Below are 23,013 nucleotides of genomic sequence, written 5' to 3'. Positions count from 1 at the left end.
TCGTGCACACCGCGGCGCACAACGGCCTCTTACCGCCCGTTTGCTAGAATCGGCGTTTTACCAAGGCGCGGAGGCCTCCTTCCGTGCCCCTACAGGAGCCGTCATGTCCGCAAAGATTCTCGAGTCGCTCGGCCTTTCCGCTACCGAATCCGGTACGTACCTCGGCCGGGGCGAATGGTCGTCCACCCGCGATGCCGGCACGATCGGCCCGGTCAACCCGGCCACGGGCGAGACGATTGCGACCGTGCATGCCACCAGCCCGGCCGATTACGAGACCATCGTCCGGCGCGCGCAGGAAGCCTTCGCGGTATGGCGCACCACCCCGGCGCCCCGCCGTGGCGAGGCCGTGCGTCTGTGCGGCGATGCGCTACGCAAGCACAAAGACGCCCTCGGCTCCCTGGTCGCCCTGGAAATGGGCAAGATCAAGCCCGAAGGCGACGGCGAAGTGCAGGAGATGATCGACATCGCGGACTTCGCGGTCGGTCAGAGCCGCATGCTCTACGGCTACACCATGCATTCGGAGCGTCCCGGCCATCGCATGTACGAGCAGTGGCATCCGGTCGGTCTGGTCGGCATCGTCAGCGCCTTCAACTTCCCGGTGGCCGTATGGGCCTGGAATGCGTTCCTTGCCGCCATCTGTGGCGACATCTGCATCTGGAAGCCGTCGCCGAAGACGCCGCTGTCCGCCATCGCGACGATGAAAATCTGCAACGCGGCGCTGGCCGAAGCCGGCTTCCCGGACCTGTTCTTCCTGTTCAACGATGCCGGTACCGAACTGGCCCAGACGTTCGTCGACGACAAACGCATTCCGCTCATCAGCTTCACCGGTTCCACCAAGGTCGGCCGCATGGTCGGCGAGCGCGTCGCGAAGCGCATGGGTCGCAGCCTGCTGGAACTGGGCGGCAACAACGCCATCGTCCTCGACCGCACGGCCGATATGAAGCTGGCCATTCCCGCGATCGTCTTCGGCGCCGTCGGCACCTGCGGCCAGCGCTGCACGTCCACGCGCCGTCTGCTCGTCCACGAATCGATCTACGACAACGTCGTCGATACGCTGGTGAAGGCTTACGGCCAGGTAGAGAAGAAGATCGGCGATCCCACGCAGGCGAGCACGCTGATGGGTCCGCTCAACAGTCCCGAAGCCGTGCAGGCATTCCTGACCGCCATCGAAAAGGCGAAAGCCGCGGGCGGCACGGTACGCACCGGCGGCAAGGCACTCGACGATCGCAAGGGCAACTTCGTCCTGCCGACGATCGTCACGGGTCTGGATAACGCCAGCGACGTCGTGCAGACGGAAACCTTCGCACCGATCCTCTACGTCATGCCGTTCAAGACGCTCGACGATGCCATCGACATGCAGAACGCGGTACCGCAGGGCCTCTCGTCGTCGATCTTCACGCAGGACCTGAAAGCCGCCGAAGCCTATCTGTCGGCAGCCGGTTCGGATTGCGGCATCGCCAACGTCAACATCGGCACGTCGGGCGCCGAGATCGGCGGCGCGTTCGGTGGGGAGAAGGAAACCGGCGGCGGTCGCGAGTCCGGATCGGACGCATGGAAGGTCTACATGCGCCGCCAGACCAACACCATCAACTACTCCGACGCACTGCCGCTGGCGCAGGGCATCAAGTTCGAGTTCTGAGCATGACCGTAACGGCAACGCCGGGCGTCGACACACCGACGCTCGGCCTCGCAGGCAAGCGCGTCGTCGTCGCCGGCGGCAGCAAGGGCATCGGGCGTGCCATGGCCCTCGCCTTCGCGGCGGCCGGCGCGGACGTGTCGATTTGCGCGCGTGGCGAAGCGGCGCTGGCCGACGTTCGCGAACGGATCGCCGCGCTCGGCGTCCGCGCGCACTCGGGCAGCTGCGACCTCGGCGATGCCACGGCCATCGATGCCTATGTCGCATCGGCCGCGGAAGCGCTCGGCGGTATCGACGTGCTGGTGAACAACGCCACCGGCTACGGCATGACCAACGACGAGGACGGCTGGGCGAAAAGCATCGGCGTCGATCTGATGGGTGCGGTGCGCACATCGCGTGCCGCCTTGCCATGGCTGCGCAAGGGTACGGGCGCGTGCATCCTGCATACGGTGTCGATTTCCGCGTTCTATGCCAGTCCGCGCAGTGCACCCTATGCCGCGATCAAGGCGGCCGTATCGCATTACGCGATGTCGCAGGCGCTGGAACTGGCGCCCGAAGGTATTCGCGTCAACGCCATCGCGCCGGGTTCGGTCGACTTCGAGGACGGTCTGTGGGACCGTCGCCGGACGGAAGACCCGGAGCTCTACCAGCGGACGCTGGCAACGATTCCCTTCGGTCGTTTCGGCCGGCCGGAAGACATCGCCAACGCCGCGCTGTTCCTGTGCTCTCCCCTGGCCGCCTGGGTAACCGGGCAGACATTGTCGGTCGACGGCGGTCAGATCCTTACCTGAGAGGGTTGTGCCATGAACGACCTGCGCTCCACCGAACGATTCTCCGACCGCGTCGAGGACTATGTCCGCTATCGCCCGGACTATCCTCCCGCGCTGATCGAGTGGCTGCGCGATCTGGGAGTCGGCGAGGACTGGGTCGTCGCCGACATCGGTTCGGGCACGGGCATTTCCAGCCGGATGTTTCTGGATGTCGGCCATGACGTGATCGGCGTGGAGCCAAATGCCGCGATGCGCGAAGCGTCCGACCACTGGCTGGGCGGCGACCGGCGCTTTCGTACGATCGACGGCACGGCGGAAGCCACGGGACTCTCGGAGGACAGCGTCGACCTCGTTGCCGCGGGCCAGGCTTTCCACTGGTTCGACGAGGAAGCGACGCGTCGCGAGTTCGCGCGCATTCTCCGGCCGGGCGGTCTGGTCGCGGTGTTCTGGAATTCGCGGCGCCTCGTCGGCACACCGTTCCTGGAAGGCTACGAGCGTCTGCTGCACGAGTACGGCAACGATTATGTGGGTGTCGCCGAACGCTATGCCACGGACGACGACATGGCCCGCTATTTCGGCGACGGATATCGCGGCATGGCCTCGTTCCCGCATACACAGAAGCTCGACTTCGATGCACTGAAGGGACGTCTGTTATCGTCCTCCTACGCGCCGAAGCCCGGGCACATCAATTACGAACCGATGCTGTACGAACTGCGCGCCCTGTACGACGCCTGCGCCAGCGATGGCCGTGTCGACTTCGACTACGACACCCGCATCTTCGCGGGCTCCGTGCACCCTGCCACGTCCTGACGGATTGCCTCCACGATGTATGAACTGATCCGACCGCTGCTGTTCGCGCTGGACGCCGAAACGGCGCATGGCCTCACGCTCTATGCCAGCGATGTCGCGCAACGCAGCGGCCTGTCCGGCCTGATCGCGAAACCGCCCGCCGCGCTGCCCGTGCACGTCTTCGGCATCGACTTCCCGAATCCGGTCGGACTGGCCGCCGGTCTGGACAAGAACGCCGATCATCTCGATGGACTGGCCGCGCTCGGTTTCGGTTTCGTGGAGGTAGGCACCGTCACGCCGCGTCCACAGACCGGCAACGACAAGCCACGCATGTTCCGCCTGCCCGCGCACGAAGCCGTCATCAATCGCCTCGGCTTCAACAACGCCGGTGTCGACGCACTGGTGCGCAACGTGCAGCGCGCGTCGTTCGGCGGTGTACTCGGCATCAATATCGGCAAGAACAAAGACACGCCCAACGAACGTGCCGTCGACGATTATCTGCATTGCCTGGAACGCGTGTATCCGCTGGCCAGCTACGTCACGGTGAATATTTCCTCGCCGAACACGCAGGGCCTGCGCGATCTGCAGGAAGAGGAAACGCTGCGCCGCTTCATCGGTACGCTGCGCGATGCGCAGGAACGGCTCGCCAGCCAGCACGGCGCGCGCAAGCCCATGCTGCTGAAGATCGCGCCCGATCTCTCCGAAACCGAACTCGATGCCATCGCCGAAGTGCTTCTTTCGGCTGGCGTGGATGGCGTCATCTGCACCAATACGACCATCGCGCGCGACGCCGTCGCCGGCGATCCGTATGCGGGCGAAACCGGTGGCCTGTCCGGACGTCCGCTGTTCGAACGATCGACGGACGTCCTGCGCGGCATGTCGCGTCGTCTCGCCGGCAAGATCGGCATCGTCGGCGTGGGCGGCATTCTCGATGGCGATGGCGCCGCCACGAAGATCGCGGCGGGCGCTTCGCTCGTCCAGCTGTATTCCGGACTGGTGTATCGCGGACCGAAACTGATCGCCGAAGCGGTCGAGGAAATCCGTCGCCAGCAGCAGGCGGACGCATGAACCAGACGGTCGACATGGGCGGCTTTTCGCTCTCCAGCGACGCGCCCCTCGGCGCGCGCAACACCTTGCGCGTCAATGCGCGCGCGAAACTGCTCGCCGAAGTAAACGATCCGACCAAGCTGCCCGAACTGCTCGCCTATCCGGCGGTACAGGGCGGCAAGGTCCTCGTTCTCGGCGAAGGCAGCAACGTGCTGATGGCCGGCGACTTCGACGGCACGGTCATCGTCATGGCCACGCGCGGCGTGGAAACCATCGAACGCGAGGATCGCGTCTTGCTGCGCGTCGCCGCCGGCGAGCGGTGGGACGACTTCGTCCGCTGGTCGCTCGGCCAGGGTTTCGCGGGACTCGAAAACCTCATCCTGATTCCCGGCACCGTGGGCGCCGCTCCCATCCAGAACATCGGTGCCTACGGCGTGGAAGTCGCCGAATTCGTCGACAGCGTCGAGGCGTGGGACACGCATGCGAATGCATTCGTCATACTGGATCGCGCCGCCTGCGCGTTCTCGTACCGCCATTCGAGCTTCAAGCAACAGGCCGGCCGCTGGATCATCACCGCCGTCACCTTCGCCCTGCCGCGCGAACGTCCGCTCAGTCTCGACTATGCGGGCATCGGCGACGAACTCGAAAAAATGGGCGTGACGAAAGCCGCGCCGTTCCATGTCGCCGAAGCCGTGGTACGTCTGCGCAGCCGCAAACTGCCCGACCCCGCCGTCATCGGCAACGCGGGCAGTTTCTTCAAGAACCCGATCGTCGGCGCCACACAAGCCGACGCCCTCGCGCTGGCACACCCCGGCCTGCCCGTCTGGCCGCACGTCGGCGGTACGGCGAAGCTGTCGGCCGCATGGCTCATCGAAAGCGCGGGCTTCAAAGGCCAGCGCGACGGCGACGCCGGCATCTCGAACCGTCACGCGCTGGTGCTGGTCAATTACGGCAAGGCCACCGGACCGGAATTGCTGGCGTTCGCTCGCAAGGTCATGGCGGGCGTGGAAGCCCGCTTTGGTGTGCGTCTGGAACCGGAGCCGCTGGTCGTCTGATCTTTAAGGACAGCCGCCTCACGCTCGTGCGTCGACGCAATGCCTTCCCCTACGTGACCGCAACATCCGGAAGAGCCGTCGGCCACCACCCTCGACGCGACTTGCGCAACCGAGCGCGGCGGGCGGAAAAGGCCCGCAGGGGGCGGACCTGGACGGTCCGCCGTTTTCGCTGAGGCAGGGATGCCGAATCGAAAACCCCCGCCCGCAGCGCGGGCGCGACGGGGCGCAGCCATCAGACAAAAGCCGCAAAGCGGCTCTCCCTTCCCGAGCGACGGTGAAGCCGGAGCGTCGAGGGTGGTGGCCGACGGCTCTCCCCGAAACGTCCGAGCGCGAAAGCGATGGCGAAGCCGAGCCGCCCCCCCCCCAGATCGTCAATCGAAGCGCGCATATTAATTTCGAAATGCCACGCTAGCGCGACCGCACACGCTCGACATTAGGAAGGAACAGCGCCAGCGCGCCGATCAACGGCAGATACGCGCACAGGTGGTAGACGTATTCGATGCCATGGCTATCCGCCAGACGACCGAGCACCGCCGCACCGATACCGCCCATGCCGAACGCGAAGCCGAAGAACATGCCCGACACCATACCGACGCGACCCGGTACCAGTTCCTGCGCATAAACCAGGATGGCCGAGAACGCGGAGGCCAGCACCACGCCGATGATCACGCTCAACGCGCCGGTCCAGAAAAGATTCGCGTAGGGCAGCAGCAGGGTGAACGGCGCGACGCCGAGAATGGACGCCCAGATGACGTACTTGCGTCCGATCCGGTCGCCGACCGGACCGCCGATGACCGAGCCCGCCGCGACCGCGAAAAGAAAAACGAAAAGATGGGTCTGCGCGTTCTGCACGGATACGCCGAAACGGTGGATCAGATAGAACGTGTAATAGCTGCTCAGGCTGGCGAGATAGAAATACTTCGAAAAAACCAGCACGCCGAGTACGGCAAGCGAAAAGCCGACCGTGGACTTCGACAGCCGTACACCCGGCACATGCTGCCGACGCGACACGCTATGCGCCGCATGATTCAGCGCATACCAGCGGCTGACTTGCAGTAATACCGCGATCGCCAGCAGCGCCGCCAGCGAGAACCACGCGATGCTTCCCTGCCCGTGGGGCACGATCACCCACGCTGCGAGCAGCGGCCCCAGGGACGATCCCGCGTTACCGCCCAACTGGAACAACGACTGCGCCAGGCCGTGACGTCCACCCGACGCCATGCGCGCGACGCGCGACGATTCGGGATGGAATATCGACGATCCGGTGCCGACCAGCGCGGCGGCCACCAGCAACATGTCGAAGGTCTGCGCCCGGGACAGCAGCAACAGACCGAACAAGGTAAAACCCATACCCACGGGTAACGAGTAAGGCATCGGACGGCGATCGGCAAACATGCCGACCACGGGTTGCAGCAGCGATGCCGTGACCTGATAGGTCAACGTAATCAGGCCGACCTGCCCGAAGCTCAGATGGAACCCGCTCTTCAGAATCGGATAGATCGCAAGGATCAACGACTGGATCATGTCGTTGAGGAAATGCGAAAGGCTGATCGCCCCGATGATGCCGAACGCCGGACTTTCGACAGCGGAAACTATCGCCGGACTGCTGGAATCGACATCGACAGGGATGGCTTCGATACGCGCGGACATGGGCTTCCTCGACAAGGGATACCGGCGCAGCGAGGGGGTTGTACGCCGGGTATCGACACCATAAAGTGGCCTGAGACGGCCCGCATTCGCTTTCGGGTCAATTTTTGTCGAATTCGGGCCATCCCATGCGCAATACGCGGGTCGATTTATACGAAGACACCCCGCGCGACGTGGTGGCGACTGGAAACGAGTATCCCGACGGTGGCTCCCTTCCCCCGCACAGCCATCGGCGCGGCCAGTTACTGTACGCATCGAACGGCGTGGTCGCGGTCTTCACGCAGCAGGGTAGCTGGCTGGTGCCTCCTCGCCGCGCCCTGTGGATTCCCGCGGGCGTACAGCACGAAGTGCGGATGAACGGCGATGTCTCGACCCGTAGCGCCTATGTGCGCGACGACGCGGCGACCGCGGCGGGTCTGCCGGCACATTGCCGGGTCATCGCCGTCTCGCCCCTGCTGCATGCCTTGCTGACGGAAGCGGTGGACCTGCCAGCCTGCTACGACCTCGACGGACGTGGCGGCCAGATCATGCGCCTGCTGCTTTCGGAAGTCGCGACCATGCCTGCGCTTCCACTCAATGCACCGCTGCCCGTGGATGCGCGACTTGCGCGCCTGTGTCGCACCCTGCTCGAACATCCGCAGCGCGAAGACGACCTGGATACGATGGCCTCGCGCATCGGCATGAGCCGGCGACATTTCACCCGCCTGTTCCGCAGCGAAACCGGCATGAGCTTCACCGCATGGCGCCAGCAGGCCAGCCTGATGACCGCGCTGACGCGGCTGGGCCAGGGCGAGTCGGTCACTCGCGTCGCGGCCGATCTGGGCTACGCCAGCTCGAGCGCGTTCACCGCGGCATTCAAGAAAATCCTGGGCGCACCCCCAAGCCGCTATTTTCTGTAGGAGCCCGCTTGCGGGCGAAAGACAACGTAGCGGAGACGATGTGCGTTACATCCGCAGCCCATAGACCGGGCTCGCGAAGGTGAGCATCCGTCTTCCTCGCCCTGTTGGCTTTCGCCCGCAAGCGGGCTCCTACAGGACAGATGCCACGGCGTGTGTCACAGCATTGCAAGAACCTCGTCATACCTTACGAACGCTAACGGCATGTCGACGCCGTACCGGCGTACCATGGTCCAAGCACCTGTACCTGGCACGCGCCGCATGCCACCTACCGGAGCGCCGATCCTGGACACGATGACCACTTCTACCGACGCCCCGAGCGCCACACGTCATTCGGTTGCCGCCAAGGCAAGCGCCGCTGGCGTCGACGCCTCTCCGATCGATCTTTCGGACGCCAGCCTCTACGTCAATCGCGAACTGTCGCAGTTGCAGTTCAACATCCGCGTACTGGACCAGGCGCTCGACGAATCCAAGCCGCTGATCGAGCGGCTGAAGTTCCTGCTGATCTTCTCGAACAACCTCGACGAGTTCTTCGAGATCCGCGTCGCGGGCCTGAAACAGCAGATCGCGTTCGACCACGAAGTCATTGGCGCCGATGGCGTGTCGCCGAAGCGCGCACTGGCCGAGATCGGCGAGATCGCGCACCGGCAGATCGAACGCCAGTACGCGATCCTCAACGAAAAGATCCTGCCCGAGCTCGAAACCCACGGCATCCGTATCGTGCGCCGCAACCAGTGGACGCACAAACAGAAGCTCTGGGTGCGTCGCTACTTCCGCCAGGAAGTCGCGCCCCTGATGACGCCGATCGGACTCGATCCCACGCATCCCTTCCCGCGTCTGGTGAACAAGAGCCTGAACTTCATCGTGCAACTGGAAGGCACCGATGCGTTCGGCCGCGACTCCGGCCTGGCAATCGTGCCCGCGCCGCGCGTCCTGCCGCGCATCATGCGTATTCCGGACGAAGTGTGCGATGGCGGCGATAACTATGTGCTGCTCTCTTCCATTATTCACGCGCACGCCGACGATCTCTTTCCGGGCATGCGCGTGCTTGGTTCGTATCAGTTCCGCCTTACCCGCAACGCCGATCTGACGATCGATCCGGAAGACGTCGAAGACCTGGCGCGCACGTTGCGCGGCGAACTGTTCTCGCGACGTTACGGCGATGCCGTGCGTCTGGAGGTCGCGGACAACTGCCCCAAACCGCTGGTCGATTACCTGCTGAAGCAGTACTCGCTGGAAGTGGATTCGCTGTACGAAGTGAATGGACCGGTCAATCTGGCGCGTCTGTTCGCGATCACGCTGAAGCCCGACTACGCACACCTGCAATACCCGCCGTTCGTGCCATCGTTGCCCAAGGCGCTCGGCGATGCCGACGATATGTTCCAGGTCATCGGCAAGCAGGACATCCTTCTGCTGCATCCCTACGAGTCGTTCTCGCCGGTCGTCGACCTGCTTCGCCAGGCGGCGAAAGATCCGCAGGTCCTGACGATCAAACAGACGCTTTACCGTAGCGGCGCCAATTCCGAAATCGTCGACGCGCTGGTGGAAGCCGCGCGCGCGGGCAAGGAAGTGACCGCGGTGGTCGAACTGCGCGCGCGTTTCGACGAAGAGTCGAACCTGACCCTTGCCTCGCGCCTGCAACAGGCCGGTGCGGTAGTGATCTACGGCGTGGTCGGCGTCAAAACACACGCCAAGCTGATGCTCGTGCAGCGTCGCGAGAACGGCAAGCTCGTAAGCTACGCGCATCTGGGCACGGGCAATTACCATTCCGGCAATGCGCGTCTTTATACCGATTACAGCCTGCTCACCTCGGACGAAGCGCTGTGCGACGACGTGCATCGCCTCTTCCGTCTGCTGACCGGCATGGGTAAGGTGCTGAAGATGAAGCGCATGTTGCATGCGCCCTTCACGCTGAAAAAAACCTTCCTCGAATTCATCGCGCGCGAAGCGACCAACGCGGCGGCGGGAAAACCCGCGCAGATCATCTGCAAGGTCAATGCGATCACCGATCCGAAAATCATCCGCGCGCTTTACCGCGCCAGCCAGGCCGGCGTGAAAATCGATCTGATCGTGCGCGGCATGTGCTGCCTGCGGCCCGGCGTGCCGGGGGTGTCGCACAATATCCGCGTACGCTCCATCGTCGGTCGCTTCCTGGAACATAGCCGCGCTTATTGGTTCCAGAACGACGATGAGCCAAAACTGTTCCTGGCCAGCGCGGACCTGATGGAGCGCAACCTGGAACGCCGCGTGGAAACCTGCTTCCCGATCGAGGGCAAGAAGCTCCAGCAGCGTGTGAAGAAAGAGCTGGATCTGTATCTCACCGACAACGTGTCAGCCTGGAACATGCATTCGGACGGAAGCTATGTGCTCACCCAACCGTCGTCCGGTCAGCCTTCGCGCGACGTACAGGCTCAGTTGCTCGAAAAGTTCTGCGGGCCGATAGCGCTTCCGTCCTGACCTTTCGACACGCGCGCTTCGTTGACCTCGCGAATCAGGTCGACGAAGGCGCGCAAGCCGGGTGGCACGTGACGATGCCCCGGGTAGTACAGCCGCAGTCCCGGGAAATAAGGCGACCAGTCTTCCAGCACGCGGATGAGACGTCCCGTGGCGAGGTCGTCCGCCGCGTTCCACTCCGATACAAAGGCGATACCGAATCCTTCCCGTGCGGCGTCCACCATCATCGTGGCTTCGTCGAGAATCAGCGGCCCCTGGACGTCCAGTTCCAGCGCTTCGCCGTGACGCTCCAGTTCCCAGCGATAAATGCCGCCATGCGAAAGCCGCATGCGGATGCAGTCGTGCGCCATCAGGTCGCCGGGAACGAGCGGCTTCGCATGTTGCGCGAAATAGCCGGGTGAGGCCACCGCCACCATGCGCAGGTCGGGGCCGATGGGCACCGCGATCATGTCGCGCGGCACCGATTCCTCGAGGCGGATGCCGGCATCGAAACCGTCCGCCACGATATCGACCAGCCGGGCTTCGGTGACGATGTCGACTTTCATATCGGAATGACGCCGCAGGAACTCGAGCACGAGGGGCGCGAAGATCATCCGCGCCGCGCCCACCGAGGAATTGATCCGCAGTGTTCCCGTCGGCGTTTGTCGCTGGCTGTTGACTTCGTCCATCGCGCCGTTGATTTCACCCAGCGCCGGCGATATCCGCACAACGAATTGCTGACCGGCCTCCGTCAGCGCAACGCTGCGCGTCGTCCGATTGAACAGGCGCGTGCGCAGCCGCGTTTCGAGCGCGGCGATGGCATTGCTTATCGCCGAGGTCGACATACCCAGTTCCGCCGCCGCGGCGCGAAAGCTGCCCCGGCGGGCGACGGCCAGGACGGCTTCCAGTTCGATCAGTCCAGAGCGATGCATTGTCCCGATTTCCGAAATGACCCATGCAGGTTGGGCCAGCTTATCAAAACAATAGACGGCGCCCACACTGATCTTTGAACCGGGACAATCCGGCCCATTCGGAGCGATCACCATGCGTAGCATCGAACAGCACTACATCGGCGGCGCCTTCGTCGCGTCGCACGGTCAGGAACGATTCGACCTGATCAACCCCGCGACAGAAGCCGTCATCGGCCAGGTCACCCTGGGCGATGCGGAGGACGCACGACGCGCCGTTGCCGCCGCCAAGGCCGCCTTCCCCGCTTTCTCGCGAACCAGCAAGGCGGAGCGTATCGCCCTGCTCCGCCGCATCGAGGTCGCCGTCGCCGCGCGCGTCGACGAGCTCGAAGCGGCCATGGTCGAAGAATACGGTGCGCCCGTGACGTGGGCCGGCTGGGCGATGCGGTATTCCGCCGAATCGTTCGGGCGCATGGCCGACACGCTGGAAGGCTACGATTTCAGCCGCCGTATCGGCACGGCGGAAGTCGTCATGACGCCCGTTGGCGTCGCCGCGATGATTACGCCGTGGAACAGCAACGTCGGCTTTATCTGCGGCAAGCTCGCCACCGCCATCGCAGCGGGCTGCACGGCGGTGATCAAGCCCAGTGAAATGAGTGCGCTCCAGACGCAGGTCGTGCTGGAAGCATTGCATGAAGCCGGCATCCCGCCCGGCGTGTTCAACCTGGTGAACGGCCGTGGCGATACCGTAGGCGCCGAGTTCAGCGCCCATCGCGATGTCTCGAAAATATCCTTCACCGGATCGACGGCGGTCGGCAAATCGATCCTGCGCACCGGCACCGATACGCTGAAACGCGTGACGCTCGAACTCGGCGGAAAATCCCCGACCGTCATTCTCGACGATGCGGATCTTCCCTCAGCCATGGCGATTGCCGTGAACGCGGGCTTCGTCAACAGCGGACAGGCCTGTCTTGCGGGCACGCGCATCCTCATCCCGAAACAGCGCATGGACGAAGCGATCGAACTGGCGAAGTCGATTGTCGCCGGCGTGAAAGTCGGCAACCCGAACGATGTCGCGACGCAGATCGGCCCGATGGTCAGCCGCAAGCAATGGCAGCGCGTGCAGGACTATATCCGCCTCGGCCGGGAAGAAGGCGCCAGTGTCATCGTCGGCGGCGAAGGTCTTCCCGCGCACCTGGATGCGGGCTTCTTCGTTCGTCCCACCGTCTTTGCGAACGTCCGTAACGACATGCGCATCGCGCAGGAAGAAATCTTCGGGCCGGTGCTGTGCCTGATCGGGTACGACAACGAGGAAGACGCGATCGCCATCGCGAACGACACGGTGTACGGCCTGCAAGCCATCGTCATCGGGAAGGATAAGAAACGCGCGCGTGCCGTCGCCGAACGCCTCGATGCCGGCCGCGTTCTGGTCAACGGCATCCTGCACGAACCGAATGCGCCGTTCGGCGGATTCAAGCAATCGGGTATCGGTCGCGAGTTCGGCGTGTTTGGCCTGGAGGCATATCTCGAACCGAAGAGCTTGCTTGGCGTCGTCGCTTGATTCCAGTCTGACAGCGGCTTTTGTGTAGGAGCGCGCTCCTACGGGAAGGTTTCCGCGCGGGTGATTCCCTGGATCGCACAACCCCCTTCATTTTACCCGGGGCAAACCAGGCCTACATTCGGACCGCTGGTTCTGCGTCACAATGCCAGCGCAGTTCCGGGGGAGACGGGTGGCGTGCCAAGGGGCATCCGTATCCAGTCGTCGATCAGCGGCAAGGCCGACGAAATGGTTTGGCAGAACGCGCAGCGACGCTTCATTCGACGCCTCCTGCAGGCGACGGCATCCTTGTGCCTTATCGCCGCGATGCACGTGCATGCCGACGACATGACGGGACAATGGCGCGAAGCGCGCAAAGGCGACCGGCCCGAGCAGGTGCTGGACGAAGCGCGCAACGGACGTCTTCCGGTATTCGATCCCGGGCGGATGCAGGTGTTTCCCACGCACGGCGAAGGTGCCTGGGTCGTCCTTCGTCCGCTGCCGCCGTGGGTCTCGGGTGAGCGCGTGCTCAGCATCCGGTCTCCCGGCATGGGGCGCGTCACGTTGTACGACGGGCGTGGCGGCACCATCGGTATGGCGCTCGACGATTTCGGTCCCGCGGTTCACGGGCATGGCCGGCTGGTATTCGATATTCCCGCCTCCCTACCCGCATCCTCTCCGCTATTGGTGAAATTCGAACCTTCGTCGACGCTTTCCGCGCCCGTGACGTTCCGCATCGACACGTGGCCCGACTATCTGCGCTCGGACGCGCAATGGCTGGCATTCGCGGCGGCGTGCTTCGCCGTGATGTTGGCGATGGCTGCCATGGCGCTGTGTTTCGCGCTGATGCTGCGCGACATGACGTTCGCGTGGTACGCGGGCTATCTGCTTTGCTACTCGCTGATCCAGGGTTACCAGACCGGCTTTCTTTTTCATCCGCTGGAACTGAAGGCGCTGGCGGGAACCAGCGCCACGCTGGGCGTAGCGGCCGTCGCGATGTCGGTATCTTTTGCGGCGCTGTTCATGACCCGCTTCGCCGTGCTGTCCGAGTTCGCACCGCTCTTGCGCATGCCCGTCCTGGGTTTTGCCATCGGCATGCCGGTGGTCGTGCTGTTGCGCGTAAGCGGTATCGACGCGCTCGTGCAGGTGGCGCAGACGCTGATCAATCCTCTGCTCATACTCGGCGCGCTATTGCTCCTGGTGGCATCGGCGATCGCGGCCGTACGCGGTTCGCGCCACGCATGGTTCTTCCTCGCCGGCTGGACACCGTTGTTGATCCTGACCGCCCTGTGCAGCGCGCAGATGAATGGCGTGCTGACCGATGTATCGTGGCTGCCCGATGCGGCGCTGGCAGCCGGCGCCTTCGAGGCGATTGTGTTGTCCATCGGTCTGGCCGATCGCGCACTGACGATTCGTCGCGACCGCGATCGGGCGCGGGTACTGGCCGATAGCGACGCGCTGACCGGTGTACTCAATCGCCGCGCTTTCACCGAAGTGGCGACGGAGATACTTGGCTCGGGCACGTCTCGCCCGGCGGCGCTGCTGTTCTTCGACCTGGATCGTTTCAAGGAACTGAACGACTGCCAGGGACATGCCGCGGGCGACCGCGCGTTGGTAGCCGTAGCCGCCGCCTTGCGGATGGAACTGCGCCCCAGCGATCTGCTGGCTCGTTACGGCGGAGAGGAATTCGTCGCCCTGTTGCAAGGCGTCGATCGCGAGAACGCGATGCAGGTCGCGACGCGCCTGTGCCGGCGAGTGCATCGGCTCGATCTGGAGGTTGGCCCGAACGGCGCACTGCTTACCGTGTCTATCGGCATGGCGATGCGCCATGCGAACGACACGGTGGATTCGCTTGTCGAACGCGCCGATACGGCGATGTACGCCGCCAAGCTCGCCGGACGCAATCGCGTGATGAGCGCGGCACCGCCGACGCCGGTGTTAGTGCGAAAGAATGAGGCGAAGGCGAATCCGTCGGTGTGAAGCCCCCGCCATGTCCGTCGTTTCTGCGCAGGCAGGAACCCAGTGCGATGCGAACGGTTTTTGCGACAACGCACACTCATGCTCTGAAAGCGGAGTCGTGCGCGCCTGGGCACGTCCGGACGCTATCGCTCTGGGCCCCTGCCTGCGCAGGGACGGCGTGAGGGGGCATGACGCCCTACCGCAAGCACTCTTTCGCGACTCAGGCCAACTCCCCCGCCGCCGCCACGATATCGTCGTCGCCGGGCAATACGAGGAACGCAGCCCCCGCAAGTGGCGTGAACGTATCGGCGCCGACTACGCGACGCAGCGGCGTCGCGCCCAATCCAGCTTCGACGATCGCGGTGATGACGCCCTCGCCCACACCCGCGCTCTTGCGTCCCTCGTCCACCACGAGGATACGTTTCGCGGACTTTGCCTGCGCAGCAATGAAAGCGTCGTTCAACGGTACCAGCCAGCGCAGATCGATCACGCGCACTTTCCAGCCGTGCGCGGCTTCGATACGCCGTGCCGCACGCAAGCTCATCGGTACGCCATTGCCAAAGGTGAATACGACGAGATCGTCGGCGTCGTCGCCATAAACACGGCCTTCGCCAAGCGTCAGCGCTTCACCCGGTGCCGGATAGCCGAACTGCCACGCACCATCGCCAGGTTCGTACAGATCCTTCGTCATGTACAGCGCGATAGGTTCGAGAAACGCACAGACCCGTCCATCGATCTTCGCCAGTGCGGCCAGCGTACGCAACATCGCCGCGGCGTCGTCGCCACGGCTGGGACAGCCTACGACCAGCCCGGGAATATCGCGAAGCGCGGTAATCGAGTTGTCGTTATGGAAATGGCCGCCGAATCCACGCTGATATCCCAGCGACGCAATGCGCACGAGCATGGGATTGCGATACTGATCGTTGGAGAAGAACTGCAACGACGCCGCTTCGCCGCGAATCTGGTCGCAGGCGTTATGGAAGTACGCGAGGTATTGAATTTCGGGAATGGGCAGCATACCCATGTTCGCGTAGCCCTGCGCCAGACCGAGAATCATGGTCTCGTCGAGCAACGTATTGAAGACGCGTGCATTGCGGAACGCCTTGTGCAGCCCCTTCGTCACGGTATAGACGCCGCCCTTCTGCGCGACGTCCTCGCCGAACAGCAGCGTTTCCGGATACTTCGCCATCAGGTCGTGCAGCGCCTGATTGATCTGGATCGCCAGATGACGCGGCGGTTGCGATTCGGGCAGCTTCTCCGCACCGCCGAATGCGCGTATGCGCGCGTCGGCATAGTCGCAACGCTCTGCTTCCGTGCGCACGGCATCGGGCGTGTATGGCGCGAGTGGCGCCATCACGTCGGCCAGCGAAGACAGGCGAGGACGACGATCCGCCTCTTCGGCGGCTTCGAAACAGCGGCGACGGGTGCTTTCGTACAACCCAAGCAATGTCTGCTTGTCGTACAAACCGGAGGCCAGCGCGATCGTCGCCGAACGCAACAACGGATCGGTCGCTTCAAGCGCGACCAGTTCCTCCACCGACCGCCACTCGATTTCGAAATCGGTACCCGCGTGCCCCATCATCCGCGCGGTATTCAGATGCAGGAACGTCGGACGCCGGGTGTTCCGGCAATGCGCTACCGCGCGTTCCACCGCGCCGTAGCCGCCGGCGAGGTCGAGACCGTCGGCATAGAAATAATCGAGATTGGCGCGCTGCTGGAAATTGCTCGCGACCCAGCCGCTCGGCGTCTTGACCGAGATGCCGATGCCATTGTCTTCGCAGACAAAAAGCACCGGTGCCGGCAGCTTCTGGTATGCCGTCCATGCCGCGGTATTGAACGCCGTCTGCGCCGTGGCATGGTTCGACGACGCATCGCCGAACGAACAGATCGCGATGGAGTCCTGCGGAATGGGCAGCGTATGGCCGATGCGTGCCGCCTGTTCGATAGCGATGGCGGTACCCAGCGCCTTGGGCAGGTGCGAGGCGATCGTCGAGGTCTGCGGCAGCACCCACAACGGCTTGCTACCCCACACCTTATGCCGGCCACCCGACGCGGGATCGTCCTTGCTGGCCGCGAAGGACAATGCGGAGTCCATGATCGGATCCATATCCGGCAGCTTGCGGAAACGCTCGGCCATGAACGCACCACTGCGGTAATGCAGGAAAGCGGGGTCGGTATGCCGAGCGATACGCGCCACCATGGCATTGCCTTCGTGGCCCGACGAACCGATGGTGTAGAACACCTTGTTCTGTACGCGCAGGACGCGCGCCATCAGATCGAGATGGCGACTGATCAGCTGCGATTCGAGCAGTTCGCGAAAGCCGCGCGCATCGAGCGCGCTGCCGGGAAGGACAGGCTCGCCGTCGCGCGGCGCGGTGCGCACGTCGCCTTCCCACAACTGCACGAACTCCAGGAAGTTCTGATCGACGATCTCGGCGCGGTTAAAGCCCTTATGACGGGCTGCGATGACGTGCGGAATGGACATGATGGACTCGAAAGACCTAACAATGAGAATCAGGAATGGCCGGCCAAACGACCGGCTCCGGTCATACGTAATGCTTGCGCGCGAAGCACGTCCTTGGGCCGGCCGAACAACGCGAGCAGTCGCTGCTGGTCGTCGACGGATGCCACGCGCACGCGCCGCAATCCGCTCACGGGCAGCGTGTCGCGCACATCGACGGCGCGCCATTGCCCGTCGATAGCGACTTCAAGGCCACCCATCACTTCGACCGGCATGTCTGAAAACGCATAGCGCGCGAAACGCGAGCGAAACAGGTGCCCGTCGGCCGGTGCATAGGACGCGACGCGCCGATCGGTCCACCGATGTTCCAGCTCGCCGGCGACATCGGACGACGTCAGCAGGTCGATATCCGCCACATCGACATCGGCACCGGCAACGCAGGCGGCCGCGCTTCCGATGACGATCACCGCGACGACGTCCGTCGACGCCAGCGCCTCATCCACGAGACGCAGCGAAGCCAACACACGCTGTCGCGTATCGTCGATCACGACCGGCTACCTGCCACGGCGGGCGAACCACTGCTCGCGCGTCTGACCCCAGAGATTCACGGGTTCATTGTCGAGAGGCGGAGGCAGCTGCCCCGGACCGCGATCGGTCGCGCCCAGCTTGACGGCCACCGCGCGCGACGCTTCGTTCTCGGGCGCAATGGAATGGATCACGTCGGTCCAGCCGAGTTGATCGAATGCCCAGTCGATGGCCGCGGCCGCGCCTTCGGTCGCATAGCCCCGGCCCCAGGCCTCGCGTGCAATACCCCAACCCACTTCCGGGCCAGGCCAGCCATCGGGGAACCAGGGGCCAAGCCGTCCGACCCAGCGACCGCTGGATCGTTCGATCACGGAGAACATGCCGTATCCCTGGATCTGCCAGGCGCCCGCCATCATCAGGAAGTATCGCCACGCGATCGACCGCGGTTGCGCGCCCCCAAGGAAGCGCGCCGCGACATCGTCCGCCATGAAGGCGGCCCACGCGTCGAAATCCTCCGCCGCCGTGGGACGAAGGATGAGCCGGTCTGTTTCGATGCGTACCGTGCTCATGATCCGTCCTTCAGAATGCGTTGATGCCAGTCAGTTCGCGACCGACGACCAACTGATGCACGGTCTCGGTACCCTCGTAGGTAATCACCGATTCGAGGTTCAGCGCATGGCGGATCGCACCGTGTTCGGTGGTGATGCCCGCGCCGCCGAGGATGTCGCGGCATTCGCGCGCGATATCGATCGCCATACGCACGTTGTTCCATTTGGCGAGCGACACCTGCGTCGGATGCAGTTTGCCCGCATCCTTCAGACGCCCCAACTGCAACGAAAGCAGTTGCGCACTCGTGATGCGGCGGGCCATGTCGGCCATTTTTACCTGCACCGTCTGATTGGCCGCCAGCGGGCGTCCGAACAGCACGCGCTCGGCCGTGTAATCGAGTACTTCGCGCAGACAGGCCTGCGCCGCGCCGATCGGTCCCCACGTTATGCCGTAACGGGCCTGGTTGAGACAACCCAGCGGTCCCTTCAGGCCCACCACGTTCGGCAACCGCGCGCTATCGGGCACGCGCACGCCGTCGAAAAACAGCGCCGAGGTAACCGACGCGCGCAGGCTCATCTTCTTGTGCACGACCTGCGCCGCGAAACCCGTCGTTTCGGTGGGAACGATAAAGCCCTGGATGCCGTCGTCGGTCTGCGCCCATACGATGGCGATGTGCGCGAGGTTGCCGTTGGTGATCCACATCTTCGCGCCGTTGATGACCCAGTCGCCGCCATCGCGGCGCGCGACGGTCTTCATATTGGCCGGGTCGGAACCGCCGTGCGGTTCGGTCAGGCCAAAGCAGCCGATGACTTCGCCCGCGGCCATGCGCGGAAGGTAGGCGTGCTTCTGTTCTTCGTTGCCGTACGCGTAAATGGGATACATGCACAGCGAACTCTGCACGGAAGCGAAGCTGCGCAGGCCCGAGTCGCCTCGCTCCAGCTCCTGGCAGATCAGACCGTAGCTGACGGCATTCATGCCGGCGCCGCCGTACTCTTCGGGGATCGTCGCGCCCAACAGGCCCAGCGACGCGATCTCGGGAATCAGCTCGGCGGGAAAACGGGCCTGGTCGAAGCAGTCGCCAATGATCGGCAGCACCTTTTCGTCGACGAACCGGCCGACGGTGTCCTGCACCATGCGCTCTTCGTCGGTGAGGAGCGAGCGGACGTCGTAGAGGTCGAGCGGGTCGAGACGGTGAGCCATGCGCATTCCCGGAAAGCTTAAGGAAGAAACATCCGATTGTAGCCAGCGTCCGGGCGGCGGTCATGCCGGAGCGCAACATGATTCGCTACGCGCCGCCCCTCCCGGACCGTACGCATTCTTCGGGAATCGGGCGATAGCCCCGCCCGGGCGATTCCACGAGCATGTGCGGCCCGGCAGCGCCGGGTCCCCCATGCAAGGAATGCAAATGAAATACCTCCGCCATGCCAGCGGCGTCGCTGCCATTTTCGCCGGGTTTTGTCCCGCGGCATCCCCCGCATTCGCCGATCGCCTGACCGGGCCACTCGTTCTCGTCGACGAGCGTAGCGACAGGGTCGACACCATTTACGCCTTCCGTACCGACGGAGGTTCGGCCGTCCTGCCCGTCGCGGACCCCGACAGAACCGGCGCGGAAGCCTTCGCCTGGCGCAGGCAGGACATCGCCCGCCTGCTGGAGCAGCCCGGCGTGCAATACGTCGAAACCCCGGCCGAAGGCCATTCCGGCACGGTTTCCGATGGCGCGGGCTATTGCCTCGAACGCGGAGGCATGCAGGTGAAATGGACGGCTTGCAACGGCAGGGCGACCCAGGCCTGGACGATGCTGAAGGACGGCTACCTGCTGAGTACCGCGGGTTTGCCCGCCACACTCGGCTATGCACCCGAAACAACGGACGAGCCCGGGGCTTCGGTCTTTCACTCGCCGATCGTGCGGATAGCTGTCGAGCTGCTGCAGCCGTAGTGCCCGCCCTTGGCAGGAGCCCGCTTGCGGGCGAAAGCCAACAGGGCGAGAAAGACGGATGCTCGCATCCGCGAGCTCGATCTACGGGCTGCGGATGTCACGCATGGCATCGCCGCTCCGTTGGCTTTCGCCCACAGGTGGGCTCCTACAAAACGAACCGGTCAGCCGCGTTACGGCGCTTCGTACGCGGCAAGCTGCCATAATCGGGCTGCCTTGACCCCCGGGAATGCGCACGTGATCAAAGGTGTCCTGCTGGGCTTCGCCTGCTATGCGGCCTACGCGTGCAGCGACGCCTTCGTGAAGCTCCTGGAAGGCTCGCTGCCTGCGTACGAGGCGGTCTTCTTCGGCGCCGTGCTGGCCCTGGCCGCCCTGCCGTTCCTCAAGAAGTCCGGCGATCGCTGGCGCGAAGTCGTCGTATCGAAACGACCGGGTCTCTGGCTGCTGCGTGCACTCGCCGGGGCCATCGGCAACGTATCCGCCGTGATGGCGTTCACGGCACTGCCCATGGCCGAAGCCTTCGCGCTGATCTTCCTGCTGCCGATCTTCGTCACGATTCTCTCGGTCATTTTCCTCAAGGAACACGTGGGGTGGCGTCGCTGGTCGGCCGTTATCGTCGGATTCCTCGGCGTGCTGGTCGTGCTTCGGCCCGGCTTCCGTCAGCTGGGTCCGGGGCATGCGGCGGCGATCGTCTGCGGCATCGCCGGAGCGCTTTCCATCATCGCCCTGCGCATGGCCGGGCCGCACGAGAAGCGCATCACCCTCTACGGTGCCGGCGTCATCGGCCCGATGATCGCGGGCGCCGTCCTGATGCTTCCCGCATTCGTCTGGCCGGACGCTCACCAGTGGTTCCTGCTGCTGGGTTACGGCCTGCTGGCCGCCGCGGGCGCCGTGTTGTTGATGCTCGCCACGCAGAATGCACCGGCGAACCGCATCGCGCCCACGCAATACAGCCAGATGCTGTGGGCGATCGTGTTCGGGTATTTCCTTTTCAACGACACGCTGGACTGGCCGATGTTGATAGGCATCGCGTTGATTCTTGGCGCGGGTCTTTTCACCTTCGTTCGCGAAGAGAAAAAGACGAACTGGTGGCGGCGGACGAAGGTGGTCGGCGGCGCCGGGTCGGCCTGACCCTTAGGACATCGCGCTCAAGCGCGCTCCTACAAAGAGCCGTCTCCCGCAGGAGCGGGCCTGAGCGCGATACCGACGAAGCGAGGGGCAACGATCATGCCCCAACGGCAGTACATGCCCGACTTCGCGACGCAGGCCCCCGACTCAACATGTCTCACCGGCCATCCCGGCCGGACGACAGGAGTCAACGATGAACTACACCCGTCGCGGCGCGTACGCGCTAGCCACCCTCGCCGGCCTTTGCATGGCGGCTTCCACTGCCACGGCAGCCAACCGCATGTACGGTCCGTTGCTTCTGGTCGACCAGAGAGCGGGCAAGAGCATCTACTACGCCTTCGAAAGGAGCTCCGTGCGCTGGATCGCCCCGATGCGCAATCCGGACAAAACGGGGGCGGAAGAATACGACTGGCCGTTCGACGGCGGCCGCTTTCCGGCAGCTGGCAACCTGCGCAACACCATTTTCGTCACCATTCCCGGCGACCGGGAAACCGGCCCCGTCGTCGACACTCTCGGGCGGTGCCTGACGTCCAACGACACTTATCAGAATGTTCGTTTCGAAGTCTGCGCCAGCGGTAAAGCGGAGCAGACATGGACGATCGTCGGCGGCCATATGTACCGGGCACAAGGCCGCACCAACTCGGCTTCGCTTGCCTTCGATCCCAATCTGTCCGGAAGCAACAACCTGTTCCTGAGTCCCACACCCATCATGCGGCTATACATCGAAACGTTTGTCGACGACGAGCCACCTGTCGAAGAAAGTTAAGCGATGCGATTCAGGGGTTGCTTACGCCGTGCGGAACATGGCCCGTTGCCACGTGGCGGCGGGCCGATTCCACATTGGCCGGGGAATCGTCGAAGAAAATGTCCGCGCCGAAGGCATCGAGGAAAGGCCCCTTGTCGCGACCACCCAGGAACAGCGCTTCGTCGATACGCACTCCCCAGCGGCGCAGCGTCAGGATGACGCGTTTGTGCGCCGGCGCCGAACGCGCCGTGACCAGTGCCGTGCGGATAGGCGAGGTTTCCGCGGGGAACGCCGCCTGAAGGCGATGCAACGCCGCCAGAAAACCGCGGAACGGTCCACCCGACAACGGTTCGGCCCATAGCTCGCTTTCGCTCCGATGGAACGCGTCGAGGCCCTGCTCTTTCGACACCCGCTCGCCTTCGTCGCCGAAGATCACGGCGTCTCCGTCGAACGCGATGCGCAGCTGTTCGCTGGAACGATGCGGCGCCGTCGATGGCAGGATGGTCGCCGCAGCGACGCCTGCACGCAGCGCGCGACCCACATCTTCCGCGTTCGCCGACAGGAACAGATCGGCGCGGAACGGTGCGATGTAATCGGACGTGGGCGCACCGCTGGTGAACGCGGCACGCGAGATATTGAGTCCGTAATGCTGGATGGCGTTGAAAATCCGCAGGCCCGTATCGCCCGAATTGCGCGACAGCAGGATCACTTCGACAGGCGGAAGATCGGCCGAAAGCGAATTGAGCCCCAGCAGCTTCTGCACCAGCGGAAACGCCACGCCCGGTTGCAGCAGATCGTTCTCGTGTTCGATCTGGAACTGCCGATAGGCGTCGAGCCCGTCGCGCTCGAACAGATCGTGGCTGTCGCCCATATCGAACAGGGCGCGCGAGGAAATGGCGACGACCAGACGGTTGTCGCCAGCCGACCGATCGTCGTGCGCATTGGTTTCAATGGGAGCGTTCATGCTGGCATCCGACCTTGCATTCGATAGCGCC

At 64.1% G+C, this 23,013-nt stretch carries 19 protein-coding genes; 12 read left to right on the top strand and 7 right to left on the bottom strand.

Going from position 1 to position 23,013, the window contains the following annotated elements:
• Positions 1-103 precede the first annotated feature (103 nt).
• The 5 genes from amaB to murB are packed head-to-tail and all read left to right on the top strand — an operon-like array spanning position 104 to position 5,297.
• Positions 104-1,639, top strand: a complete 1,536-nt coding sequence (amaB, locus tag EC912_RS00285; RefSeq protein WP_132141152.1) for an L-piperidine-6-carboxylate dehydrogenase — start codon at positions 104-106, stop codon at positions 1,637-1,639.
• A 2-nt stretch (positions 1,640-1,641) separates the two neighbouring features.
• Complete coding sequence (locus tag EC912_RS00280; protein ID WP_132141151.1) at positions 1,642-2,427, top strand: SDR family NAD(P)-dependent oxidoreductase; 786 nt, start codon at positions 1,642-1,644, stop codon at positions 2,425-2,427.
• Between the two features lie 12 nt (positions 2,428-2,439).
• A complete protein-coding gene (locus EC912_RS00275; RefSeq protein ID WP_132141150.1) occupies positions 2,440-3,216 on the top strand; it encodes a class I SAM-dependent methyltransferase in 777 nt (258 codons plus the stop codon).
• Positions 3,217-3,231: 15 nt separating this feature from the next.
• Positions 3,232-4,263, top strand: coding sequence for a quinone-dependent dihydroorotate dehydrogenase (locus tag EC912_RS00270; protein ID WP_132141149.1), 1,032 nt, complete (start codon positions 3,232-3,234; stop codon positions 4,261-4,263).
• Between the two features lie 14 nt (positions 4,264-4,277).
• Entirely contained in the window at positions 4,278-5,297 is a 1,020-nt protein-coding gene (murB, locus tag EC912_RS00265; RefSeq protein ID WP_132141850.1) for a UDP-N-acetylmuramate dehydrogenase, read from the top strand.
• Between the two features lie 408 nt (positions 5,298-5,705).
• Here the strand turns inward: murB and EC912_RS00260 are convergent, their stop codons facing one another.
• The gene (locus EC912_RS00260; protein ID WP_132141148.1) at positions 5,706-6,947 is read right to left on the bottom strand and encodes an MFS transporter; all 1,242 of its coding nucleotides are present in this window, start codon (positions 6,945-6,947) and stop codon (positions 5,706-5,708) included.
• A gap of 125 nt (positions 6,948-7,072) precedes the next feature.
• Between EC912_RS00260 and EC912_RS00255 the strand changes: the two genes are divergently transcribed.
• Both EC912_RS00255 and ppk1 read left to right on the top strand, forming a co-directional pair.
• The gene (locus EC912_RS00255) at positions 7,073-7,843 is read left to right on the top strand and encodes an AraC family transcriptional regulator (protein WP_132141147.1); all 771 of its coding nucleotides are present in this window, start codon (positions 7,073-7,075) and stop codon (positions 7,841-7,843) included.
• 258 nt (positions 7,844-8,101) lie between these two features.
• A complete protein-coding gene (ppk1, locus tag EC912_RS00250) occupies positions 8,102-10,297 on the top strand; it encodes a polyphosphate kinase 1 (protein ID WP_243649091.1) in 2,196 nt (731 codons plus the stop codon).
• Here the strand turns inward: ppk1 and EC912_RS00245 are convergent.
• A complete protein-coding gene (locus tag EC912_RS00245; RefSeq protein WP_132141145.1) occupies positions 10,252-11,205 on the bottom strand; it encodes a LysR family transcriptional regulator in 954 nt (317 codons plus the stop codon). The genes ppk1 and EC912_RS00245 overlap by 46 nt on opposite strands.
• A 112-nt stretch (positions 11,206-11,317) precedes the next feature.
• On the opposite strand from EC912_RS00245, the gene EC912_RS00240 reads away from it, so the two are divergent.
• Positions 11,318-12,742, top strand: a complete 1,425-nt coding sequence (locus tag EC912_RS00240) for an aldehyde dehydrogenase family protein (RefSeq protein ID WP_132141144.1) — start codon at positions 11,318-11,320, stop codon at positions 12,740-12,742.
• 174 nt (positions 12,743-12,916) lie between these two features.
• Entirely contained in the window at positions 12,917-14,698 is a 1,782-nt protein-coding gene (locus EC912_RS00235; RefSeq protein WP_243649090.1) for a GGDEF domain-containing protein, read from the top strand.
• 199 nt (positions 14,699-14,897) lie between these two features.
• Here EC912_RS00235 and EC912_RS00230 read toward each other — a convergent pair whose 3' ends face one another.
• The 4 genes from EC912_RS00230 to EC912_RS00215 are packed head-to-tail and all read right to left on the bottom strand — an operon-like array spanning position 14,898 to position 19,412.
• Entirely contained in the window at positions 14,898-17,162 is a 2,265-nt protein-coding gene (locus EC912_RS00230) for a thiamine pyrophosphate-dependent enzyme (protein WP_132141143.1), read from the bottom strand.
• Between the two features lie 29 nt (positions 17,163-17,191).
• Entirely contained in the window at positions 17,192-17,686 is a 495-nt protein-coding gene (locus EC912_RS00225) for a hypothetical protein (protein ID WP_132141142.1), read from the bottom strand.
• A gap of 6 nt (positions 17,687-17,692) precedes the next feature.
• Positions 17,693-18,232, bottom strand: coding sequence for a GNAT family N-acetyltransferase (locus EC912_RS00220; RefSeq protein ID WP_132141141.1), 540 nt, complete (start codon positions 18,230-18,232; stop codon positions 17,693-17,695).
• Between the two features lie 10 nt (positions 18,233-18,242).
• The gene (locus EC912_RS00215) at positions 18,243-19,412 is read right to left on the bottom strand and encodes an acyl-CoA dehydrogenase family protein (RefSeq protein WP_132141140.1); all 1,170 of its coding nucleotides are present in this window, start codon (positions 19,410-19,412) and stop codon (positions 18,243-18,245) included.
• Positions 19,413-19,617: 205 nt separating this feature from the next.
• Between EC912_RS00215 and EC912_RS00210 the strand changes: the two genes are divergently transcribed.
• The 3 genes from EC912_RS00210 (at position 19,618) to EC912_RS00200 (ending at position 22,039) form a co-directional block, all read left to right on the top strand.
• The gene (locus tag EC912_RS00210; protein ID WP_132141139.1) at positions 19,618-20,148 is read left to right on the top strand and encodes a hypothetical protein; all 531 of its coding nucleotides are present in this window, start codon (positions 19,618-19,620) and stop codon (positions 20,146-20,148) included.
• Between the two features lie 234 nt (positions 20,149-20,382).
• Positions 20,383-21,276 carry a DMT family transporter gene (locus EC912_RS00205; protein ID WP_132141138.1) on the top strand — a complete coding sequence of 298 codons (894 nt, stop codon included), beginning with the start codon at positions 20,383-20,385 and terminating at the stop codon, positions 21,274-21,276.
• Positions 21,277-21,466: 190 nt separating this feature from the next.
• Entirely contained in the window at positions 21,467-22,039 is a 573-nt protein-coding gene (locus EC912_RS00200; protein WP_132141137.1) for a hypothetical protein, read from the top strand.
• Positions 22,040-22,049: 10 nt separating this feature from the next.
• Here the strand turns inward: EC912_RS00200 and EC912_RS00195 are convergent, their stop codons facing one another.
• Positions 22,050-22,982: a 5'-nucleotidase gene (locus tag EC912_RS00195; RefSeq protein ID WP_132141136.1), complete on the bottom strand. Its 933-nt coding sequence runs from the start codon at positions 22,980-22,982 to the stop codon at positions 22,050-22,052.
• Positions 22,983-23,013 lie beyond the last annotated feature (31 nt).

The sequence above is a fragment of the Luteibacter rhizovicinus genome (assembly GCF_004342265.1).
Taxonomy (GTDB): Bacteria; Pseudomonadota; Gammaproteobacteria; order Xanthomonadales; family Rhodanobacteraceae; genus Luteibacter; species Luteibacter rhizovicinus_B.
The sequence above is the reverse complement of the archived record's forward strand: the minus strand, read 5'-3'. Positions and strand labels throughout refer to the sequence as shown.

Excerpts from the sequence above, each read along its gene's own strand:
- EC912_RS00230 (WP_132141143.1), bottom strand. The coding sequence starts at position 17,162 with ATGTCCATTCCGCACGTCATCGCAGCCCGTCATAAGGGCTTTAACCGC.
- EC912_RS00275 (WP_132141150.1), top strand. The coding sequence starts at position 2,440 with ATGAACGACCTGCGCTCCACCGAACGATTCTCCGACCGCGTCGAGGAC.
- EC912_RS00215 (WP_132141140.1), bottom strand. The coding sequence starts at position 19,412 with ATGGCTCACCGTCTCGACCCGCTCGACCTCTACGACGTCCGCTCGCTC.
- EC912_RS00255 (WP_132141147.1), top strand. The coding sequence starts at position 7,073 with ATGCGCAATACGCGGGTCGATTTATACGAAGACACCCCGCGCGACGTG.
- ppk1 (WP_243649091.1), top strand. The coding sequence starts at position 8,102 with ATGCCACCTACCGGAGCGCCGATCCTGGACACGATGACCACTTCTACC.
- EC912_RS00200 (WP_132141137.1), top strand. The coding sequence starts at position 21,467 with ATGAACTACACCCGTCGCGGCGCGTACGCGCTAGCCACCCTCGCCGGC.
- EC912_RS00260 (WP_132141148.1), bottom strand. The coding sequence starts at position 6,947 with ATGTCCGCGCGTATCGAAGCCATCCCTGTCGATGTCGATTCCAGCAGT.
- EC912_RS00245 (WP_132141145.1), bottom strand. The coding sequence starts at position 11,205 with ATGCATCGCTCTGGACTGATCGAACTGGAAGCCGTCCTGGCCGTCGCC.
- EC912_RS00270 (WP_132141149.1), top strand. The coding sequence starts at position 3,232 with ATGTATGAACTGATCCGACCGCTGCTGTTCGCGCTGGACGCCGAAACG.
- EC912_RS00280 (WP_132141151.1), top strand. The coding sequence starts at position 1,642 with ATGACCGTAACGGCAACGCCGGGCGTCGACACACCGACGCTCGGCCTC.
- EC912_RS00210 (WP_132141139.1), top strand. The coding sequence starts at position 19,618 with ATGAAATACCTCCGCCATGCCAGCGGCGTCGCTGCCATTTTCGCCGGG.
- amaB (WP_132141152.1), top strand. The coding sequence starts at position 104 with ATGTCCGCAAAGATTCTCGAGTCGCTCGGCCTTTCCGCTACCGAATCC.
- murB (WP_132141850.1), top strand. The coding sequence starts at position 4,278 with ATGGGCGGCTTTTCGCTCTCCAGCGACGCGCCCCTCGGCGCGCGCAAC.
- EC912_RS00240 (WP_132141144.1), top strand. The coding sequence starts at position 11,318 with ATGCGTAGCATCGAACAGCACTACATCGGCGGCGCCTTCGTCGCGTCG.
- EC912_RS00195 (WP_132141136.1), bottom strand. The coding sequence starts at position 22,982 with ATGAACGCTCCCATTGAAACCAATGCGCACGACGATCGGTCGGCTGGC.
- EC912_RS00220 (WP_132141141.1), bottom strand. The coding sequence starts at position 18,232 with ATGAGCACGGTACGCATCGAAACAGACCGGCTCATCCTTCGTCCCACG.